Below are 21,871 nucleotides of genomic sequence, written 5' to 3'. Positions count from 1 at the left end.
GAGTTATATAAACGGGTGTGGGAGGAAAGGGAGCAGAAGACAGAAGGAGGCCGATTGAGGATGAATGAAAAAGAGAACAGTTCTGACGGGATGGAGGAGATCGGCGGAGGCGTATTTAACTGCCGGTATGACAGGTATTTCACCCTGATCGATGCGGATGATTATCTGTTTGAGTTTTTAGGATATACCAGGGAAGAATTTTCGGAGCTGTTTCACGACCATATTCTGGACACCGTCTATGAGGGTGACCGGAAAATGGTCATGGAGGAGATACACAGACAGTTGAAGAACAGCAAGGTTTTCATGTACGAAAACCGTCTGGTCCAAAAAGGAGGCACGATCTGCTGGGCCTGGATCAGTGCAGAGCTTATAGAAGATAAGGAACAGGGAGACTGGTTCCACTGTATCTTTCATGATATCAGCAGGGAGAAGGAGGCACAGAGACAGCTCGCTATCAGTGAGAAGCGGTATGAGATCGTGCTCTCCCAGATGCAGGATATTATTTTTGAGCTGGACTGTGTCACCTATGAAATATATTACTCCCCTAATTTTGAGAAAAAATTCGGGTATCAGATTCCATCAGATGGTTTCCCGGATTCCATGTTTGCCACAGATATTGTGTATGAGGCGGATAAGGCAGGACTTCGGAGCGGATTTCAGGCCATTTTAAAGGGGAATGACAAGATGGAATGTGAGTACCGTCTCAAAGCAAAGGACAACTCTTATCTCTGGGTGGATGTCCATGCGACTGCGCTTCGGGACAGGGACGGGAAGCTTTTGAAGATCCTGGGCATTATCTCAGATATTGACCAGAGAAAAAAGGAGATCATAAGAGCCCAGAAAGCGGCTGCCTTAGATCCTCTCACCGGACTTCTGAACCGGAGGGAATGTGAGGCCAGAGTGGAGCGTTATATGCAGCAGGGGCATAATCCCGCGGCGATGCTTCTCATTGATGTGGATAATTTCAAACAGATCAATGATACCTATGGGCATCTGTTCGGTGACAGGGTGCTGAGGGAAACCGCGGGAAGCCTCAGGGCCATTTTCAGACATGAGGACATTGCGGCACGGATCGGCGGGGATGAATTTGTGGTATTTATGACCAATCTGCAGAGGAACAATGTGATTGACAGCAAAGTAAATGCCATACGCAATATCTTTGACCATTACACCAACGGGGAGACTACCTGCAGTATCGGATGCAGCATCGGAGTCAGCTTTTACCCGGAACACGGCACGGATTTTATGTCCCTGTTCGCAAAAGCGGATGCTGCCATGTACCAGGCAAAGAAAAACGGCAAGGGACAGTACAGTATATATGGAGAACGAAGGGCGAACACGGCAGAAGAAGCAGAGGAACTAAAAGTCCCCGCCCTGCTTCCAATGAAGGAATCCTCCCATAAGGAGATGGTTTACCGGACAGCGCTTAAGGAAGCCTGCATCAATGTATGGGAATATGATCTGAAGACCCGTACGCTGTTTTTGACAGAGGGAGCACAGGAGAGCCATGGCTTTCGGCAGATGGCCAACGCGCCGGAAGCCTTGCTTAAGGAGGGGTATATACATCCGCGGAGCCGTCAGGATCTGCTTGACCTGTACCGCAGGCTGGAGAAGGGGCAGAGCCATGTGCAGGCGGATATTCTCACCCGCTCAGCAGACGGAAGTTACTGGTGGTGGGAACGGGTCACCTATGCCATGCTCTATGACGGGGAGCATGTGCCCTGCAGCGCAGTTGCTGTGGGGGAGGATATCACAAAACAGAAAAAAGCAGAGATGATCTGCCAGCAGGAGATGCAGCTCAGGCTGACCTATGACGGCGGTGTGATCGCCAGCTTCCGGTGTAATCTTGATCAGAACTGTGTAGAGTATGTAGACGGAAAAGTCCGGAGGGAGTATTCTCCGGGAATGACATATGAGGAGCTGATGGTGCTTCACAATGAAAGTATAGCCAACGAGGAAGACAAACTGCGTCTGCTGAAACTCATGAACCGTGAGGCGCTTTGCAGAGCCTATAAAGAGGGAAATACAACCATTAATTTTGAATACCGCAGAAAAGAAGGCAGCGGCAGGCTGTCCTGGGTCAATGCCGTGGCCCGTCTGGTGCGGGATGTACAGAACGGAGACCTCTATGTCTATGGTACACTGGAGGATATCAACGAGAAGAAAAATCTGGAGCTTGCCCTGAAATTCCGGGCGGAGTATGATGTGCAGACAGGTGTGTACAACAAAGATACCGCCATACAGATGATAGGTGATGCACTGCTGAAAAACCACGGCAGAAGACAGTCCTATGCGCTGCTGGTATTCAATGTGGACTTTTTTACAAAGCTGGTACATGAAATCGGCTATGTGGCTGCGGATGATGTGCTGAAGGAGATAAGCAACCAGTTAAAAATGAGGTTTATAGAGGACGCCATTATCGGCAGATTCTACGGGGATGAGTTTGTAGTCTTTGTGTATAACAATCCCAGGATGGAATTTGTACGGCAGTGCGCGGAGGAGGTTGTCAGGGCGATTGCACTTCCCTATATGTTTCCCAATATCAGCCGGGCGGTCAATGTGTCCTGCGGTATTATTTTTGACAGCAGGTCCGACAATATTTTTCAGGGACTGTACCAGAAGGCAAGGGCAGCCTTGGAGACAGGCGTATCCATGGGCAGGAGCGGTGTCTTTGTCTACAGCGAGCAGTTGAAGAAATATAAGCCGGATAATCCCGGCATAAGGGGAACCGGGCAGTGTATGCCCCATACAGAGCATGACAGTGAGGGAGAAAAGGTGGTGCTGCAGAGTATGTTTGCGCTGACCGGCGCGATGGATTTTGGGCATTCACTGGAACAGGTGCTGGAATCCCTGGCTGTCTATTACGGTGCGGACCGGGCGTATGTGATCGAATGTGAACCGGAGAGCAGAGGTGTCAGGGATGTCTATGAGTGGAAGAAGGAGGGAGCGTCTTCCATCTGTTCCGGCATGAGGCCTTATCTGTACCCGGGAGGCCCGGGAGGCTGGAAATGGGAGGAATTAAGGCAGCTTCAGTACATTCGTGATGTGGAACCGTGGAGGGAGAAGCGCCGGGGGCTGTATAAAGCTATGAAGAGCCTGGGTATTGAGTCCTGCTTTACGGCAGGGCTTGAGGAAGGGGATAAGCTGATTGGCTACATGGGCGTTGACAATCCCACAAGAAACACAGAGCATACGGCAGTTCTGAGTACCATGCAGTATTTTATGGCAAATGAACTGACAAAGCGCAGGCTGCAGGAAAAGCAGGAATTTCTCATGCATCACGATGAGCTGACAGGCGTGCTCAACCGGAACAGTTATAAAGAGTATTGTTCCGGTCTTAAAGAGGAGAGCCTGATCTCACTTGGCGTCGTTTCCCTGGACATTAACGGGTTAAAGGATATCAACAGGGTATATGGAAATGCATACGGTGACAATGTGGTACAATTTACTGCGGGTATCATGCAGGAAGAATTTCCGGCGGCAAGGATCTACCGTTTTACCGGTGACGAGTTTCTGCTGGTCAGCGAAAATATATCCCACGACTCTTTCATAAAACGTCTGAAGAAAATGAGGGAGAGGATGCGGGATGTGGCAGGCATTTCTGTGGGAAGCGCCTGGTCGGATACGGATATCAGCCTGGATTTTCTCATCGCCAGTGCGGACGAGCGCAGAATGATAGCAAAACAGGATTACTACAGTGAGCATCCTTACGCAGAAGTCCACAGAAACGCAGGGGTATTGAAGGCGCTGTTAAAGGAGATCGCAGAGGGAAGGTTTACAGTCTATCTCCAGCCTAAGATTGATACATATAATAACAAACTCTGCGGCGCAGAGGCATTGGTGCGCTACCAGGACCCGGAGAAGGGAATCGTGCCGCCCGGGAAGTTCATCCCTTATCTGGAGACAGCGGGCCTGATACATTATATAGATTTCTTTGTCTTTGAAGAAGTGTGCAGAATCCTGAAAGAGTGGGAGCGCAGAGGTGTGGAGCTGATTCCCGTCTCCCTTAATTTTTCCAGGGCAACCCTGCTGGAGGAGCAGCTTATAGAGCGGATGGAGGAGATTATTTTCCGCTATGGCGTGGACAAACGGTACGTGGAGATAGAGATCACGGAGAGTATGGGGGAGGTGGAGCGCAACACAGTGGCCCAGATCGGAAAGCAGATCTGTCAGGCAGGTTACCATATAGCTCTGGATGATTTCGGAGCCAAATACAGCAACCTTTCCTTCCTGTCCGCAATCCGTTTCAATCACCTGAAGCTGGACAAGGGGCTGGTCAATAATCTTCTTACCAATGAAAACGCGCGTATCATTGTGAAGAACATCCTGGCGCTCTGCCAGGAGCTGCAGATGGAAGTGGTGGCTGAGGGTGTGGAGAACAGAGAACAGCTTGAGGTGCTGAAGAATCTGGAATGCTTCTATATTCAGGGGTATTATTTCAACAAACCTCTTCCCAGGCCGGAATTTGACAGGCAGTACCAGAAAGCGGGAAGTCAAAAGGGCAAGGATCAGAAAAGCTGAGTGAAAACAGGAGAATGCGGGGCATCTTGCGGAAAGATGTCCCGCAACTCTGTTTTTATAAAGGAATATATTGACAAGTTGTGTGCTCTGTGCTATATTCTATACAAGCAATCGAAAGGGAGTAGCTGAACGTTCAGAGATGAACGGGTTTGAAATCGTCAACCGATACCGAGAGGTGTCCGTATCAAATGAGATAGCAAGACTTTTATTGTGGCGGATGTCATAATAGAGGTCTTTTTTTAGTTCCATCTATTTTCAGCACACCTTCCAGATATCCGCCGCAGGAAAGCCGGCTGAAAAAATGGAGGAAAAGAAAAATGAGAGACGAAGTGAGAAGAAGAGAGATTGAGGAAGCAGCAGCGGCAGGTGAGAAGGCTCTTTACAGCCTGGAAAATGCAAGAGAAAAGCTTCAGGGAGCAAAGAACTGGGGAATCTTCGATATGCTGGGAGGCGGGTTTTTCACAGACATGGTAAAACATTCAAAAATGTCGGATGCCACAGCTTATATGGAGGATGCAAAAAGCCAGCTCCTTGTCTTCCAGAGAGAACTTAGGGATGTCCAGGTTCCCCTTGACCTGCGCATGGACATCAGCTCATTTTTGAATTTTGCTGATTTCTTCTTTGATGGGATCGTGGCTGACTATCTGGTGCAGAAGAAGATCAATGATGCCAGAGAGCAGGTGGATGACGCGATCATGCGGGTGAGAGCGATTCTCGGGGAGCTGAGAGACCTGTTGAATGAATAAGATAGAATAGGAGGGAATTATATGGGATGTCTTGGAAATGTACTGTGGTTTGTGTTCGGCGGCTGTATCAGCGGGCTGAGCTGGTGTCTGGCAGGGCTTTTGTGGTGTGTCACGATAGTGGGTATTCCTGTGGGAATGCAGTGTTTTAAGTTTGCTGCACTGGCTTTTTTCCCTTTTGGGAAGGAAGTGCAGTACGGCGGAGGGGCAGGCTCCCTGCTTCTCAATGTCATCTGGATGATAGTGACAGGAATCCCCCTGGCTCTGGAATCTCTGCTGATCGGCTTTTTGCTCTGTGTCACAGTGGTAGGTATTCCTTTTGGAATGCAGCATTTTAAAATCGCCAAGCTGGCACTTATGCCGTTTGGAGCGGAAGTATACTAAATAAAAGAAAAAATCGGGGCTGCACGAGCGGAGGATTCGTGCAGCCCCGAAGGGTTTTAAACGTATTTTTCCAGTGTGCTGCGGACAGCGCCTGTACCGGCTGTCATCTGTGAGAAGTAACTGCATACAGTGTCAGCCATGCCCACATCATAGAGGTTCACACCGAAGATCTTTTCATTTTCCAGAACCGGTTTCAGCAGTTTTTCCGCATCCACGGCCTCGCCCAGTTTTACGTCTGCAACGTAGGGGCGTACGGTATCCAGAAGCGGATCCGGACTTAATTCAAAAGCATTGCCGTTGTCATCCACACCCATCAGATAGCGGAACCATCCTGCGAATACAAGAGGAATCAGCTTCAGGTCTGATACATGCAGCTTGGGGGACGCCTGATATGCCTTGATGGTCTCACCGAAACGGATCGCCAGCTTCTGGGAAGTATCTGTGGCAATACGCTGCGGGGTATCCGGCATGAACGGGTTCGGGATACGGACACCAAGTACCGTGTCAATGAACTCTTTGGGGTCCAGAATGCCCGGGTTTATAACAACCGGCAGGCCTTCTGCGTAGCCGATGCCCTCTACCAGCTTCTTCAGGGTCTCGTCCTTCATCTCTTTGGAGATCAGGTCATATCCCAGAATGCAGCCGAATACGGCAAGGGCGGTGTGCAGAGGATTTAAGCAGGTGCAGACTTTCATCTTCTCCACCTTGTCAACTGTCTCACGGGTAGTGAAGATCAGGCCGCCTTTTTCAAGCTCGGGTCTTCCGTTGGGGAAGGCATCCTCGATGACCAGGTACTGGCATTCCTCTGCGTTTACGAAGGGAGCCACATAGGTGTTCTTAGAGGTTACCACCGGCTCTAATTCTTCCACGCCGTCTTTTTTCAGGATCTCTTCCACGGACGGGTCAGGTCTGGGAGTGATCTTGTCGATCATGGACCAGGGGAAGGAGACTTTAGCCGGGTTCTCGATATAGTCCACAAAGGCTTTGTCTGTCAGGCCCGTCTTTGACCATTTATCAGCAAATGCGAAGACTGCGTCGTGGAGTTTGCTTCCGTTGTGGGAGCAGTTGTCCATGCTCACCATAGCGATAGGCTTTTCGCCTGCCTGGAATCTGGTGTACAGAAGGCTTACCACTTTGCCGATGTAGCTCTCCGGTTTTTCCGGGCCTTTTTCCATGTCAGCCACAACAGAGGGGAGCATCTCACCTTTTCCGTTAACAAGGCTGTAGCCTTTCTCTGTGATGGTGAAGCTGGCCATCTGCAGGGAGTCTTTTTTGAAGATCTCACGCAGACGGTTGAAGTCCGTGTCATTCTCGGAGTCAACGGTGAGAGATTCCACAACACTGCCCACAACGGTTTTCTCTACAGAGCCGTTTGCTTTTAAAGTCACAAGGATATTGTAGCCGTCGTGGGGACGGTTCATTTTCTCTATGATCTCATAGTCAAATCCCTCTGCAACTACCAGGCCGCGGTCCAGAACGCCTTCATTTAAAAGGTTCTGCACCACATTTGCCTGAAAGGCGCGGAAAATGTTGCCGGCGCCGAAGTGGACCCAGAACGGATTTTCCATGGTCTTTTCCGTTACGGCTGCTCTGTCGAATTTCGGAAGGGAATAGCCTTTGCTTTCCCACTGTTCTCTGTTTTTTAAACCCAGTTCATTTACCTGCATGACTATCTTGCTCCTTTCACGATTGCTTCCCAGAGTCCGTTTAAGTAAGTAGCGCCCAGTGCTCTGTCATAGAGGCCGTAACCCGGCATTGCCACTTCGTCCCAGATCATGCGGCCATGGTCAGGGCGGACAGGTCCTTCAAATCCGATGTCGTAGAGTGCTTTCATGATCTCATACATATCAAAGGTTCCGTCTGTGGAAAGATGGGCAGCCTCCTCAAAATCTGTAGGAGAGTTGAATTTCAGGTTACGCACATGTGCAAAATGGATTCTGCCTTTTAAGGAACGGATCATATCCGGCAGGTCATTTTCCAGGTTGGTGCCATAGGAACCGGAGCAGAAGGTAACGCCGTTGTGCGGGTCATCCACCATTGCCATCATGCGCAGGATGTTGGCTTTGTTGATGATGATACGCGGAAGGCCGAATACGCTCCATGCAGGATCATCGGGATGGATTGCCATATTGATGTCGTATTTGTTGCAGACCGGCATGATGCGCTCCAGGAAGTATTTCAGGTTCTCGAATAATTTTTCGTCGTCAATGTCTTTGTACATGTCGAACAGCTCTTTGATCTTAGCCATACGCTCCGGCTCCCAGCCCGGCATGATTGTGCCGTTGGTGTCGCCTGCGATGGATTCAAACATGTTCTCCGGGTCAAGGGCGTCAACCGCTTCCTGTGTGTACGCAAGAACTGTGGAGCCGTCCGGTCTTACACGTGCCAGCTCTGTTCTGGTCCAGTCAAAGACAGGCATGAAGTTGTAGCATACCAGATGGATATCTTCTTTTCCCAGGTTTTCCAGAGTTTCGATATAGTTGTCAATGTACATGTCTCTCTCCGGAGAGCCTGTCTTGATGGCATCATGGATGTTGACGCTCTCGATACCGGAAATGTGAAGGCCTGATGCGGCAACTTCCTCTTTCAGGGCAGCGATGCGTTCCCTGCTCCATACTTCGCCCGGCTGTGTGTCGTAAAGGGTGGTGATAACCCCTGTCACACCCGGGATCTGGCGAATCTGTTTCAGAGTCACTGTGTCAAATTTAGAACCATACCATCTTAATGTCATTTCCATAGTTTTTGTATCCTTTCTCTTTTCCGCTTGGGATTCATTTACTTTGTTATCTATTATTATAATAACTGCAGAGAAAAAGCCAATTGACTGATTTGTTGTTTACATTGCAAAAGTTGCGGTTTCGTGATAATCTATAAAAAATGACGGAGGTGACAGGTGTGAAAAAAAATCTGCAGACAGCGTTCAGCACCAGGCAGTATATGCTTTCCAAAGATTTTGAGGTCTATTATTACAGTGATTTTTATCTGTCCCAGGTAAAGGACCATGCGCATGACTACTATGAATTTTATTTTTTCCTGGAGGGGAATGTGGGTATGATCATCGAGGGGAAGGAGTATTCCATGAGGCAGGGGGATATTGTACTGATACCTCCCAAAGCGCGGCACCACGCTGTGATTCGGGACCAGGAGCTTCCATACCGCCGTTTTGTATTCTGGATCACGGAGGAATACTGCAACAGTCTTATGGAAATTTCATCGGACTATGCCTATCTGATGCAGCATGTAAAGGTGACGAAGAATTACATTTTTCATACGGATGTGGTGATCTTCAATACCATCCGCTCTAAAGTCTTCGGGCTTATTGATGAAATGCGCTCCAAACGGTTTGGCAGGGAGGCGAAGATATCCCTGTGTGTCAATGACCTGATCCTGCACCTGAACAGAATCGTCCATGAACAGAATTATCCGAAGAGCGAGCGGGAGGAGCTGAACCTGTATCAGGGGCTGGCTGATTATATAGAAGAAAATCTGGATGGGGATTTGTCCCTGGAGAATCTGGCGAAGCAGTTTTATGTGAGCAAGTACCATATAGCCCATGTGTTTAAGGACAGTACGGGACTGTCCATCCACCAGTATATCACCAAAAAAAGGCTGTCCGCCTGCAGGGATGCCATACTGGGGGATGTGGGGATCAGTGAGGTGTATCCCATGTTCGGGTTCGGGGATTACTCCAGCTTTTACCGGGCATTTAAGAAAGAGTATGGGATATCGCCAAAGGAATTTAAGGATATGCAGGTGACGCTGTAATATAAAATGTCTGGAAATAGTTGACAAAATGAACTATTTGGCGTAGTATATCTGGATAGTTAATAATGTTAACTAAATAGAACCACAGGGACATTTCACAAATTCGTATACAGGAGAGAGAAAAATGGAATACGACTGGATAGAAATGATGGAGAGAATGCAGGATATCAGGCTTTTTTGCAGTCTGCATGTAAGGCGGGCAAAAAAAGGCGGGATTTCCTCTGCACAGGAACTGGATCTGCTCTCCAGGGTGGCGCTCTCCGGGGAGAAACTCACATCCCATATGCTCTGCGCAGGGATGGGAATCAGCAAGCCGGTAGTCAGCCGTCTGGTGGATAGCCTCTGCAGAAAGGAATTTCTGGAGAAGGAGGCGTGTGCAGCAGACCACCGCAGTTATTATCTGTGTATCACAGAGAAAGGGCGGGAGGAGCTGGATCACACATATAAGTATTATCTGGAACCGCTGTATTCCATGAGGCGCAGGGCCGGGGAGGAGAACTTTGCCCGGCTTATGGAGCTGATCCGCCTGGTGAACCATCAGGCAGGGGAATCCGGGGAAATGAAACAATAACAGAAATCAATCATTCAGGGAGTTGATCATTTGAGTATTTATCAGGAACTACAGTTGAATCAGGCCGGTTCAAAGGCACTGATCCGGAACAGTAAAGACAGCAGGGAAAAGAGAAGGCATCTTCTCATCTATGTTTTCAAAGTATTTCTGACGCTTGCATTCTGTATGGCATTTGTCACAGCTTATACAAAGATATTCGGGGAGGACAACAGTGTGGCCGGGGTGGTAGTGCTGCTTACCGTGATGGTGTTCCGGTCCGCGGATCTGGGAATCAAAGCCTCTCACGGTATGGGGGTTATTGTCATTTTGTTTGCCGTTCTGGCCGTGGGGCCGAGGCTGACCCATATGGTGCCGCCGGGATGGGCGTTTTTACTGGATTTTGTCTTTTTGCTTCTGCTCCTTACGTTGGGATGCCACAACATTATCATGGCCAATCACGCTACCTGGGTTCTGGGGTATCTGCTGCTTCAGGGAAATGATGTGTCCGGACATGCGTATTTCATGCGGGTCCTTGCGCTGGCATTGGGCGCACTGCTGACTGCGCTTGTCTTTTACAGAAACCACAGGGAGATTACCTATAAGAGGGGACTGGGGGATCTGCTGCGGGAATTTGCCCTTTCATCAGCCAGGACGAAATGGCAGCTCCGCATGGCCCTTGGCATCTCCTCCGGCATGTTTTTTGCGCAGCTCCTGCATCTTCCGAGAGTGATGTGGGCAGGATTTGCCATGATGTCCATTATCCAGCCTTTCCGGAAGGATCTGCTCGATCGGTTCAAATACCGTTTTCCGGGAAATGCCATTGGGTGTGTTCTGTTTTTCGGGCTGTGCGCGGTGCTGCCGGAGAGCTTTTACGGTTGTATCGGTATGCTGGGCGGCGTTGGTGTGGGATTCTCGGCAACCTATCTGTGGCAGACAGTGTTCAACTCCTTCGGGGCCCTTGCCATGGCTACGGGAATGTTCGGCATGACAGGGTCCGTGGCGCTGAGGCTGGCAAATAACCTGTTCGGCGTGGTATATGGTCTGGTGTTTGATTTTGTGTTTGAAAAGGTATGCTGCGCGGCGGAACGTATCTCCCGGGGAACGGAATCCGCGGATGCGGCGTAAGTGTGTTCTACTCATTTCAGGAGGGAATAGAGCTGGGCGTATTCCTCCCGGAAAATGGTATCTTTGCGGAACACAAAGTTAAGTCCGTGCAGCAGGTGGAATTCCTGTAATTTGATCTCTTTTAATTTTCGGCTGCGGAGCTCATGTTCCGCGGCTTTTTTGTACAGAAAAGTGATGCCGCACCCGGAAGCGGTCAGACGCTTGATGGCGCCGATACTGCCGTATTCCACCACGCGGGCAAAGTCAGCGAGCCTTAAGTTCTGCTGTGCCAGGATGGACTCCAGGATATCCCTGCTGCCGGAACCTTTTTCCCGGGTGATCAGGGTGTAGGGCAGCAGGTCCTCTAAAACGCAGGGACACTTGGGAAGGGGAAAGTCCGCGGCGCATACAGCAATATAAGGCTCTTTGCTGTAGGGCAGGAAGTCGTATTCTTCCTTGGGAAAAGAGCCTTCCACCACGGCGAAGTCAATGACCCCTGTGTCGATCTGGCGCAGCAGCTCTCTTGTATTCTGGACCGTGATCTTCATGCGGCAGCCCTTGTCATCGCTTAAGATTTTCGTTATCTTCTCGGGAAGGATATATTCGGCTACGGTGAGAGTGGCGCCGAAATGGTATTCTTTTTTGGGCTGCTGCGCATTTCTGAGCCTGCGGCGGAGATGAGATTCATCGTTTTTCATGGTCTGGGCAGAGGCATGGAGAAGCTTTCCGGCCTCCGTCAGATATAATTTCCGGCCCTGTATGGTGAAAAGGTGTGTTCCGTAGGACTCTTCCAGAAAATGGATGTGCTGAGAAACAGCCGGCTGTGTCAGACCAAGCTTATGGGCTGCACGTGTATAATTCAATTCTTCGCATACGGTTAAAAACGTTTCCATACGAAAATCCTGCATTTTCTTATCCCCCTCTAAAAATATATTCTGGTTATAGTATAAAGTATTTTTATAGAAAAATAAATATAAATAATTTTTATTTATCATAAGAACATGGTAAGATATACCAAAGAAAATGCTAAAAGGAGAAAGGAAGTATGAATTTTGTGAAAAAGAATTGGAAAGGCCTGCTGCTCTGTCTGGTCATTGCAGCAGCAGGCTGGTATCTGGGAAAACTGGTCCCTGTGGTGGGCGGTCCGGTTTGTGCCATTTTGCTGGGAATGGTAGTAACACACTTTCTGAAGGATAAGACGGATTTGCAGCCCGGTATTACCTTTACATCAAAAAAAATTCTGCAGTATGCAGTGATCCTTCTGGGATTTGGGATGAATCTCACAGTTGTTCTGAAGACGGGGAAACAATCTCTTCCCATTATCTTATCCACCATTACCACATCGCTGGTTATCGCTTATGTGCTGCACAGGGTTATGAAAATTCCCGGAAAAATTTCCACTTTAGTAGGGGTTGGTTCATCCATATGCGGCGGTTCAGCCATTGCTGCTACAGCGCCTGTTATTGACGCGGATGACGAGGAAGTGGCCCAGGCCATCTCCGTTATCTTCCTATTCAATATTCTGGCGGCAGTTCTCTTTCCTGCGTTTGGAGCTTTGATCGGATTTGATACGCACAGCGGGGAAGCTTTCGGAATTTTCGCGGGGACGGCTGTCAATGATACTTCTTCTGTAACAGCCGCTGCATCTACCTGGGATTCCCTTTATAATCTGGGCAATGCCACGCTTGACAAGGCTGTGACCGTGAAGCTGACAAGAACCCTTGCGATCATCCCCATTACCCTGGTGCTGGCAGTAATACGTACAAAGAATTTGGAAGAGGAGGAAGGGAACAGTGTTGAATTAAGAAAAATATTTCCTTTCTTTATCCTTTACTTTGTAGCAGCTTCTGTTATCACCACGGTCGCTGTGTACTTTGGTGTCCCGGCGGGGATCTTCAGTCCTCTGAAGACGCTGAGCAAATTTTTCATTGTCATGGCAATGGGTGCAATCGGACTGAACACCAATGTGGTGAAACTTATAAAAACAGGCGGAAAGCCAATCTTCATGGGCGCCTGCTGCTGGGCCGGGATCACATGTGTGAGTCTGGTTATGCAGAAAATACTAGGAATATGGTAAGAAGAATGCCTGCCGGGGCGACAGACGAATTGTCTTGACCCGGCAGGCATTCTGTATGCGCGTCAGTATTCAGGACGCGTGTTTTTTCAGCTGTTTCTTTGCGTACTTTTTTACCTTGCACTGGCAGTGGCCGCAGCCTTTTCCGGCTTTGGTCATTTTCCGCACTTCTTTGAAGGAGGAGGCACCATCCTTTATGGCCTCCTTGATATCTTTTTTTGTGACCTTAAAACAGGGACACAGATATTTCTCCCCGCTCATATCAAAGCACCAGGGAAGGGGCAGTGTATACTCTGGCTGCCAGTTCGGAATCCAGCATATAGAGGCTCTTGGAGTCATGTCCGAAAAGCTCGAACTTACGGATCAGGTCCTCCGCATTTTTTTCCTCCTCGCCCTGTTCTTTTACAAACCAGTCAAGAAACTGCATGGTGCGGAAATCTTTTACCGTGTACGCAGCGTCGTAGATATTGTGGATCAGGCTGGTTACATACCGCTCATGTTCCAGGCTGGCATGCAGGGGCTGGTCAAAGGCATCGAATACCTTGTCCGGCTTGTCTATGGATTCCAGTGATATCTTTTCACTGTTATTCTGCAGATACTGGATGAAGAGCATGGCGTGGTCGCGCTCCTCCTGGGCCTGAACGTTATACCAGTTGGCAAAACCGTCGAGTCCCTGGTCTTTATAGTAATTGGCAAAATCCAGATATAAATAGGCGGAGTAGAATTCTTTGTTGATCTGCGTGTTCAGCAGTTCAGATACATTTTTGTCTAACATTGTAAAAACCTCCTTAAATTGGACTATTTTATGCAGGTATCCTGCAACTTAGATTATAGCACGGTACGATGGTTTCAACAATGGTAAAATTATGACTCCGGTCGTGTGTGACTATAGTTTACGGGTTGGATCCATTGGGCATAACCGGTGGTTAAAATATTTGAATGAAAATTAAAAAGGAATCAATAGTGCCCAAAAGGCACATCTGTTATAATAGCTATAACAGAGAACGAAAGCCGGCGCCGGCTGTCCCTCTGTAGGATGGAGGACAATGTTATGAAAATCAATGAAATTATCAGAACAAGAAGAAAAGAACTGAAGCTGACCCAGGAACAGGCGGCAGAATATCTGGGAATATCGGCGCCGGCTGTCAACAAATGGGAAAAAGGGGTGAGCTATCCGGATATCACGCTGCTTCCGCCGCTGGCAAGGCTTTTGAAGGTGGATTTGAATACCCTGCTGTCCTTTGAGGATGATCTGACGGGGGAGGAGATAAATCATTTCTGCAATGAGGTCTTTTCCGTGCTGAAGGAGAGCGGGTATAAGGAAGGATATGAACTGGCAATGAAGAAGATCCGGGAGTTTCCAAACAGTGACAGTCTGATTTATAATCTGGCCGGTTTTCTGAAGGGTACGCTGCTCATGTTTCCGGTTCCGGATGAAGATAAGGCAAAGTATGAGGAGGAAATCCGGGAATTATTTGAAAGGGTGGCAAAGAACAGCGAGACTGACTGGGGGATAAGGGGCAGTGCTCTGAATATGCTGGTGTCTGATTATATTACAGCGGAGGATTACAGCAGAGCGGAGGAGCTGCTGGCGCAGATGCCGGAGCCTGGGGTGGATAAAAGGCCAATGCTCACACTTCTGTACAGAAAACAGGGGAAAGTTGAGGAGGCAGTGAAAATGACACAGCAAAAGCTTCTCCAGGCAGCGGGCGATGTGCAGAACTGCCTGATCACGCTTATGGAAATTTATAAGAAGCAGAGTGACTGGGAGAACATGGAATATTATGCAGGTAAATGCAGAGATGTGGTGGAACTGCTGGATCTGTGGCAATACGGAAAGTATATGGTGGATTACGAGATGGCGGTTGCAGAAAAAGACGCGGACAGAACGCTGGAGCTGCTCGAAAATATTCTGGAAGAAATGGGGACACCGTGGGAACTGAGTAAAAGCAGGCTGTATTATAAACTGGCTGAGCAGAAGGAGAACAGCGGGCAGCAGACGGAAATATTTAAGCGTATGCGAACTGGGTTATTAACGGAGCTGGAAAAGAGTGAGGAGTTTGCGTTTGTAAGGGACAGGCAGGAGTTTACGGAATTGATTGAAAAGTTCCGGGAAGACGGCGGACCGGCCTGAAGATGACCGGCCGGAGAATGTGCGGCGGAGGCTGTGCAGTCATTTGCTGATAAATGGCAGAGCAAAGGAGTACGGATATGAAGGAAAAGATTTTAGTTGTGGGTGCGGCCATATTGGATGTGCTGGCAGAGCCGGCCGACGAACATGTTTTTGAGACCGGTTCAAGCCCGGCAGATGCCATCACCATGAGGACAGGAGGGGATGCTCTGAACGAAGCGACAGTTCTGGCAAAACTGGGGAGGAATGTCCGGCTTCTGACCGTGCTGGGCAGCGACCCGGCTTCAGAGATCATCAGGGGCCACTGCCGGAAATATGGGATCGGACTTGAACTTGCCAGGACAGAGCCGGGTGTGGATACAGGCATCAATGTGGTTCTGGTGAAGGAGAACGGGGAACGGAGTTTCCTGACAAATCCTCACGGCACACTGCGCGTTCTTTCCGGGGAACATCTGGAGGGAGAACTTTTCCGGGATGTAAAGATCCTGTGTTTTGCCAGTATCTTTGTCTTTCCGAGGCTTGGAAATGCGGAGATGGAGCGGCTGTTTCAGCGGGCGAAAAAACAGGGCGTGCTGGTGTGTGCGGACATGACAAAGAGGAAGAACGGAGAAACCGCGGAGGATATCCGCGGGGCGCTGGCCTGTGTGGATTATCTTTTTCCGAATTATGAGGAGGCAGTGCTGGTTACCGGGAAAAGAGAACTGCATGAGATCGCAGATACATTTCTGGACTGCGGTGTGGGAAATGTGGTGATCAAATGCGGGGATAAGGGATGTTTTGTGAAAAACAGGGAAATGTTTTTTACAAGCCCTGCCGTTCCCGGTGTACCGTGTGTGGATACCACAGGAGCCGGCGACAGTTTTGCGGCAGGTTTCGTGTACGCATTATCAGAGAAAATGGACCTGCAGACAGCAGCGGCATACGCAAACGCATGCGGTGCGCTGGCAGTGCAGAAACTGGGAGCTGCGGAAGGAATTGACAATATTGTTCAGGTAGAAAATGTGGTAAAGAAGTATCATTCTCCATGAAAGTATGGTAATATGGAACAGTGAAAAATTATCCGGATATATATTCATCGGAGCGTGTTTGAAAATGGTTTCGGGAGGCTGTGTGTCACAGTTGGTCGGAATGAATTTTCTGACAGGCACTGGTTCCGGAGAATGGGGGATGAAGTTATGTGGAACAGAATTGACCTGAAAATGAACGGTAAGGCAAATTTCCTGAAAAATTACGGACCGGCAGTATTGGTATCCCTGATATCGGCTCTTGTGGCGACAAAATATGGGCGCAGCTATAGCAGTGACGGCCCTTCGGGATCGTTCCTTGAGTTTTCCGGACTGCATTTGAAATTTGACTGGAGCCATTCGTTTTTTAACTGGGGAGGAAGCGCTTACAGTGCGGGAGCTGTTTCCCTGGCAGTGATCTTACTTGATATTTTTGTGTTTCAGATGCTGCTGATGGGGGCCTGCAGATTTTATGTGGAGAACAGGGATTATAATGCGCCGGTTTCTAAGCTGTTGTTTGGGTTTAAGAGCGGGTATTACGGAAACTCTGTGCTGGTTATGTTCATGAAAAATCTGTTTGTGGCTCTGTGGACGCTGCTGCTTGTGATCCCGGGAATTGTGATGAGTTATGCTTACCGAATGGTTCCCTATATTCTGGCGGAACAGCCGGATATTGATTACAGGGAGGCTCTTCGCATCAGCAAGGAGATGATGTATGGGCAGAAGTGGGAAGCATTTATTCTGGACCTTTCTTTTTTCGGGTGGCTGATAGTTGGTGGAATCACATGCGGAGTAGCTGGGATTTTTTATGTGAAGCCCTATGTGGATGCCACCAATGCGGAGCTTTATGTGGCACTCAGGGAGGACTGGTTTGGCAAGACTGCCAGGAGCTGATGGTTTTTCCTGTGTTTGAATGAGCTGACAGGACCGGCCTGCCGGACTCTATATGGATGTATGATGCAGTTTGGACTGCATGGTGATTCGTATGGAGGACGGCAGGCCGGTTTTTTGTTGTGCAGAAAAGTTGTTCGTTTTTCCCTGTGCAGTCTGAAAGTGCTTGGGGCAGGCTGCGGCGGGTTATGGTTTGGGGTAAATGTCTTTCAGGGCGTTCATGATCAGGCGGAAGGTCAGGTCAGCCATGTGCTGGGGGGATTCGCCTGTGTCGGAGTCCAGCCAGGTTTTGATCAGGCCGATGCATCCTGTGAGGCAGAAGGAATAGGAGTATTTCAGGCTGTCCATGTTTTCCGGGAAGGTGGCTTTCAGGACCTTCAGACTGTGCTCGGAGATAATGCTCTCTATGCGGCTGACAAAGGACATGTCGCCGTTGGGGCCTAAAAGGGCGCTGCAGATGTCTTTGTTTTCCCAGAGGATCAGGAAGATGTCCTCTATGAAGGGGAAGCTGGCTTCATTGAAGGGGCTGACAGGGTGTTCCTGGATGATTTTCAGGATTTCTTCCTGCAGGTCGTTTTCTATGGTTTCCAGCATGTTGTAGATGTCTGTGTAGTGGAGGTAGAAGGTGGAACGGTTGATGTCGACTTCTTCTACCAGTTCTTTTACGGTGATTTCTTTGATGCTTTTGTGCTGCATGAGTTTGGAGAGGCCGGCGCGGAGTTGGGATTTGGTTTTTCTTATGCGGCGGTCGGGTTTTTTTGGCATTATTTTGGGGCTCCTTTCTTGTCTTGATTAAAGGGACGGTGAAGTCACAGCGGCAGGGCCGGGAGGGCGGGGTGTCAGGTGAGGGAAGCGTTCCGCTGCCAGGGAGCTAACCTGCTCCCAGTTACTAAATTCATCGGCAATGGCCTCTTCATTAAGTAACTGGGGCAGGTGGATCTCCCTGGCGCTCCTCTGAGACATCCCTCACCTGACACCCCGCCCTCCCGGCCCTGCCGCTGTGACTTCACCTGGTTATCAAGTGCGGGTGGTTGAGAGTGAAGGGGTGAGGCGGTTGGTTATCAAGTGCGGGTGGCTGAGAGTGAAGGTGTGGGGCGGTTGGTTATCAAGTGCGGGTGGCTGAGAGTGAAGGTGTGGGGCGGTTGGTTATCAAGTGCGGGTGGCTGAGAGTGAAGGTGTGGGGCGGTTGGTTATTAAGTGCGGGTGGCTGAGAGTGAAAATGTGGGAAAATGTTAAAAAAGTATAAAATGAGACATAATTGGGGCGGGGTGTCTAGTAATGGATGGGGTGAGGGGGGATTGATGGTTGTGGGGGTGGGATGGTTTTAGTATAATACAGGTTGCTTTGAAAATCAACACGGTATCTATTAATGGATTTGGAGTGTGCTAATGTGAAAGTGGGGCATAGAATGGTAGAGGGGGTTGGTGGATGGCGTGTTGGGAATAATGGTGACAGAAAGGGGAATGTGATTTGCTGAGAAAGGAATGGAAGGGACTGGTCCATAATAAACTGCTTTTGGTGGTGGTTGTGGCGATTGTTTTGATTCCTACGATTTATACTACACTGTTTTTGGGGTCTATGTGGGACCCTTATGGGAATCTGGATAAGCTGCCGGTGGCGGTGGTGAATGAAGATGAGGCGGTTGCTTATAATGACAGGGAGCTGAATGTGGGGGAGGAACTGGTTGAGAAGCTCCGGGAGGAGGAATCGCTTTGTTTTAATTTTGTGGATGCGGAGACCGCCGAAAGAGGGCTTAGAAACGGTACTTATTATATGGTGATCACGATTCCGGAGGATTTTTCCGAGAATGCGTCTACGGTGATGGATGAGAAGCCAAAGAAGATGGAACTTGCCTATCAGACCAATCCGGGGACGAATTATATTGCGTCCAAGATGAGTGAGACGGCTATGGAGAAGGTGAAAAACAGTGTGGCGGAGGAAGTGACGAAGACATATACCCAGGCTGTGTTTGACCAGATTGCTGAGGTTGGGGACGGGATGCAGGAGGCTGCCGATGGGTCCAGGGACCTGAAGGATGGTGTGAGTAAGATATCGGACGGAAACAGGACCATAACGGATAATCTGGAGACTCTGGCGGACAGCTCCCTTACGTTTCGGGAAGGGAGTGATACGCTGCGCGTGGGGTTGAAAACTTATGTGGACGGCGTGAGCACGGTAAAGGACGGAGCCGATCAGTTGGATTCGGGAGCGGCTGAACTAAAGGACGGTGTGACGGCTGCAGGAGCGGGAGTGAGTGAACTCTCGGATGGCACCGGTACGCTGGTTTCGGGAGCTGAGGAATTAAAGAGCGGTGCAGGAGCGCTGCATACCGGACTTTCACAACTGGATGGGCAGGTGCCGGCACTGAAGGACGGGGTGGATCAGCTTGCACAGGGGACAGGAGCACTGGCAGACGGAGCCGCCCGGCTGGAAGCCGGAGGTACAGCTTTAAAAGTGGGGGTATCGAATGCAGACGCGGCAATGGCAGAACTGTGTAAGGGGCTGGAAGTGCTTCGGCAGAGCACGGAGACGCTGCCGGATTCCGCAAAGCAGATTCATGAGGGTGCAGAGGCTCTTGTTCAGGGAACGGGAGCACTGGAGGCCGGAAGTGGGAATCTGAAGACAGGAATAGAACAGCTGAGGGCAGGTATGGAGGCTGTCAACGGGGCAGAGGGAGCAAGTTCTGCACAGTTGGCAGACGGCGTTTCCGCGCTGCATCAGGGGCTGGAACAGTTATATGCCATGCTGACAGCAGGCGGAAACAGCAGTGCGCAGGGTGCTGAGGAAGTGACAACCGTTCAGACAGACGTGGATGTCACAGAGGCAGAGACGGCTTTGGAACCCCTGCACGGGCAGGCAGACGAACTGCAGGGAAAGGCCGGGGAGCTGGAAGCTTCTGCGGATGGAATTGCAAGTGTAAATGCTGTTTCTGCAGACGGCCTGGCTGAGGCGCTTGATGCGGCTGTGGCTTCCGGTGATATCAGCCAGATTATAGAGGCAGCCGGTCAGGCGGTTGCCGCAGCACAGGAAAATGAGCGTGCAGTGTATGAGGCAAACGGACGTTTAGAAGGCGCGGCTTCTCTGCTTAAGGAGAGCGGCAGTGCCTTAAGAGGGGCCGGGGAGGCTGTATCGGCAGCAGCGGATGCGGCAGAGAACGGTCTTGCAGGCGTCAGCGGACAGACCGTAACTTCTGTGGAAAGCCGTCAGGGTTCGGGCACAGAGGCCCAGATGATGGAACCGGTTATAAAGGCAGTGAAGAAACTGCGGGACAGCAGTGAGGTCCTTGCAGATAAAACGGCTGCGTATACGGACGGTGTGAAACTGGTGACGGATAAAATGTCCGGGCTGGAGACCGGGGCCGCGGCTCTTAACGCAGGTGCCAGCCAGACAAAGGCAGGAGCGGAGCAGCTGGAGGCAGGAACAAATGAGCTGGATCAGAAATCCCCGCTTCTGAAAGCCGGCATAGAACAGGCGGCAGCAGGGGGACAGCAGTTCCGGGAAGAGGCCATGAAACCGCTTCAGGACGGTGCAGACAGTCTTTTGAGCGGTATTACCGGTGTGGGCAGCGGAGCTGTACAGGTGAAGGATGGAGCCGGTACGCTGCAGGGGAAGGTACCGGAACTGGAGACAGGGATCCGTCAGTTAAATGATGGCGCAGGCAGTCTGGATGATGGTGCCGGCACCCTGGCGGACGGAGCAAAACGGCTGGACAGCGGTGCGAAAGCACTTCTTCAGGGCAGCAGCCAGCTCTATGACGGTGCATCCAGGCTGAAAGACGGAACCGGGTCCCTGGTTTCCGGGACCGGCGAGCTTACCGCCAACAACAGCACACTTCTGGATGGGGCATCTCGGTTAAGCGAGGGGGCCGGACTGATTCAGGAAGGTGCCGGGAAACTTAAGGATGGCAGTAAAGAGCTGGGAGACGGCATCAGCCAGGCGGCTGACGGGTCCGATACACTCAGCAGCAGCCTGCTGGACGGTGCAGAACAGGTGAAGGATACAAAAACCACGGATGACACGGTGGAAATGTTCGCCGGTCCGGTGGAGACGAGAGAGACCATGATAACGACCGTGGAAAATAACGGGCACGCCATGGCACCGTATATGATGAGTGTGGGGCTTTGGGTGGGATGTATTGCATTCAGCCTGATGTATCCGCTGACAAAATATAAGGGAAAATTAAAATCAGGCTTTTCCTGGTGGCTCAGCAAGGCATCTGTGCTCTATGCCATTGCTGTTTTGCAGGCAGTTGCCATGGTGCTGCTTCTCCACGTATTTGACGGGTTCAGTCCTATGGAGATGGGGCGGACCATTGGATTTGCGTGTCTGGCCAGTGTGGCATTTATGTCAGTGATGTATTTCTTTACCAATTTTATCGGCAAAGTGGGAAGCTTCCTGATGCTTGTATTTATGGTGGTTCAGTTAGCAGGGTCTGTGGGGACTTATCCGCTGGAGATCTCAGGTTCTTTTGTGCCTTATCTTCATGAGTGGGTGCCGTTCACATATTCTGTGGAAGCGTTCAGAAGCACGATCTCGGGTGGAGAGAGTATCCAGGGCGCGGTTGTATTTATGATCTTCCTGTGCGTGGTATTTACGGGGCTTACCCTGATAGAATTCCAGCTCAGGGCGAGGAAGATTAAAGCCGGCAAACATATTCTGGCAGACTGGCTGGAAGAAAAGGGTCTGGCATAACAAAAAAATCAC

General features: G+C 50.0%; 18 protein-coding genes. 11 read left to right on the top strand and 7 right to left on the bottom strand.

Translation table 11 applies throughout. The features are described from left to right. Positions 1-60: 60 nt before the first annotated feature. The 3 genes from WMO65_RS13205 to WMO65_RS13195 all read left to right on the top strand — a co-directional run bounded on the left by WMO65_RS13205 (position 61) and on the right by WMO65_RS13195 (position 5,648). Positions 61-4,521: a diguanylate cyclase domain-containing protein gene (locus WMO65_RS13205; RefSeq protein WP_118743282.1), complete on the top strand. Its 4,461-nt coding sequence runs from the start codon at positions 61-63 to the stop codon at positions 4,519-4,521. A 317-nt stretch (positions 4,522-4,838) separates the two neighbouring features. Further along, entirely contained in the window at positions 4,839-5,267 is a 429-nt protein-coding gene (locus WMO65_RS13200) for a hypothetical protein (protein ID WP_033141460.1), read from the top strand. A 21-nt stretch (positions 5,268-5,288) separates the two neighbouring features. Further along, positions 5,289-5,648, top strand: a complete 360-nt coding sequence (locus tag WMO65_RS13195) for a YccF domain-containing protein (RefSeq protein ID WP_033141459.1) — start codon at positions 5,289-5,291, stop codon at positions 5,646-5,648. Between the two features lie 56 nt (positions 5,649-5,704). Here the strand turns inward: WMO65_RS13195 and WMO65_RS13190 are convergent, their stop codons facing one another. Beyond that, a complete protein-coding gene (locus WMO65_RS13190) occupies positions 5,705-7,315 on the bottom strand; it encodes a mannitol dehydrogenase family protein (RefSeq protein ID WP_033141458.1) in 1,611 nt (536 codons plus the stop codon). A 2-nt stretch (positions 7,316-7,317) separates the two neighbouring features. Beyond that, entirely contained in the window at positions 7,318-8,385 is a 1,068-nt protein-coding gene (gene uxuA, locus WMO65_RS13185; RefSeq protein WP_018595261.1) for a mannonate dehydratase, read from the bottom strand. A 158-nt stretch (positions 8,386-8,543) separates the two neighbouring features. On the opposite strand from uxuA, the gene WMO65_RS13180 reads away from it, so the two are divergent. From WMO65_RS13180 to WMO65_RS13170, 3 genes are all read left to right on the top strand, one after another. After that, positions 8,544-9,413: a helix-turn-helix domain-containing protein gene (locus WMO65_RS13180; protein WP_033141457.1), complete on the top strand. Its 870-nt coding sequence runs from the start codon at positions 8,544-8,546 to the stop codon at positions 9,411-9,413. 124 nt (positions 9,414-9,537) lie between these two features. Further along, positions 9,538-9,984, top strand: coding sequence for a MarR family winged helix-turn-helix transcriptional regulator (locus tag WMO65_RS13175; protein ID WP_033141456.1), 447 nt, complete (start codon positions 9,538-9,540; stop codon positions 9,982-9,984). 30 nt (positions 9,985-10,014) lie between these two features. Beyond that, a complete protein-coding gene (locus WMO65_RS13170) occupies positions 10,015-11,088 on the top strand; it encodes an FUSC family protein (RefSeq protein WP_148392808.1) in 1,074 nt (357 codons plus the stop codon). Positions 11,089-11,099: 11 nt separating this feature from the next. Here WMO65_RS13170 and WMO65_RS13165 read toward each other — a convergent pair whose 3' ends face one another. Continuing rightward, positions 11,100-11,975: a LysR family transcriptional regulator gene (locus tag WMO65_RS13165; RefSeq protein ID WP_103732683.1), complete on the bottom strand. Its 876-nt coding sequence runs from the start codon at positions 11,973-11,975 to the stop codon at positions 11,100-11,102. 137 nt (positions 11,976-12,112) lie between these two features. Between WMO65_RS13165 and WMO65_RS13160 the strand changes: the two genes are divergently transcribed. Continuing rightward, the gene (locus WMO65_RS13160; protein WP_033141453.1) at positions 12,113-13,144 is read left to right on the top strand and encodes a YeiH family protein; all 1,032 of its coding nucleotides are present in this window, start codon (positions 12,113-12,115) and stop codon (positions 13,142-13,144) included. 69 nt (positions 13,145-13,213) lie between these two features. On the opposite strand, the gene WMO65_RS13155 is transcribed toward WMO65_RS13160, so the two are convergent. Next, positions 13,214-13,402, bottom strand: coding sequence for a (2Fe-2S)-binding protein (locus tag WMO65_RS13155; RefSeq protein WP_033141452.1), 189 nt, complete (start codon positions 13,400-13,402; stop codon positions 13,214-13,216). Between the two features lies 1 nt (position 13,403). Beyond that, positions 13,404-13,916: a ferritin gene (locus WMO65_RS13150; RefSeq protein WP_033141451.1), complete on the bottom strand. Its 513-nt coding sequence runs from the start codon at positions 13,914-13,916 to the stop codon at positions 13,404-13,406. Between the two features lie 276 nt (positions 13,917-14,192). On the opposite strand from WMO65_RS13150, the gene WMO65_RS13145 reads away from it, so the two are divergent. From WMO65_RS13145 to WMO65_RS13135, 3 genes are all read left to right on the top strand, one after another. Continuing rightward, positions 14,193-15,275 carry a helix-turn-helix domain-containing protein gene (locus tag WMO65_RS13145; RefSeq protein ID WP_187370606.1) on the top strand — a complete coding sequence of 361 codons (1,083 nt, stop codon included), beginning with the start codon at positions 14,193-14,195 and terminating at the stop codon, positions 15,273-15,275. A gap of 77 nt (positions 15,276-15,352) precedes the next feature. After that, positions 15,353-16,300, top strand: coding sequence for a carbohydrate kinase family protein (locus WMO65_RS13140; protein WP_243128826.1), 948 nt, complete (start codon positions 15,353-15,355; stop codon positions 16,298-16,300). A gap of 147 nt (positions 16,301-16,447) precedes the next feature. Next, positions 16,448-17,170 carry a DUF975 family protein gene (locus WMO65_RS13135; RefSeq protein ID WP_103732779.1) on the top strand — a complete coding sequence of 241 codons (723 nt, stop codon included), beginning with the start codon at positions 16,448-16,450 and terminating at the stop codon, positions 17,168-17,170. Between the two features lie 183 nt (positions 17,171-17,353). On the opposite strand, the gene WMO65_RS13130 is transcribed toward WMO65_RS13135, so the two are convergent. Beyond that, positions 17,354-17,932 carry a TetR-like C-terminal domain-containing protein gene (locus WMO65_RS13130; protein ID WP_033141447.1) on the bottom strand — a complete coding sequence of 193 codons (579 nt, stop codon included), beginning with the start codon at positions 17,930-17,932 and terminating at the stop codon, positions 17,354-17,356. 27 nt (positions 17,933-17,959) lie between these two features. Then, a complete protein-coding gene (locus tag WMO65_RS13125) occupies positions 17,960-18,130 on the bottom strand; it encodes a hypothetical protein (RefSeq protein WP_187370607.1) in 171 nt (56 codons plus the stop codon). Between the two features lie 507 nt (positions 18,131-18,637). On the opposite strand from WMO65_RS13125, the gene WMO65_RS13120 reads away from it, so the two are divergent. After that, complete coding sequence (locus WMO65_RS13120; RefSeq protein ID WP_148392811.1) at positions 18,638-21,859, top strand: YhgE/Pip family protein; 3,222 nt, start codon at positions 18,638-18,640, stop codon at positions 21,857-21,859. Positions 21,860-21,871 lie beyond the last annotated feature (12 nt).

The organism is Blautia caccae (assembly GCF_040095955.1).
Lineage (GTDB): Bacteria > Bacillota > Clostridia > Lachnospirales > Lachnospiraceae > Blautia > Blautia celeris.
This window is presented reverse-complemented; position numbering and strand designations above follow the sequence as displayed.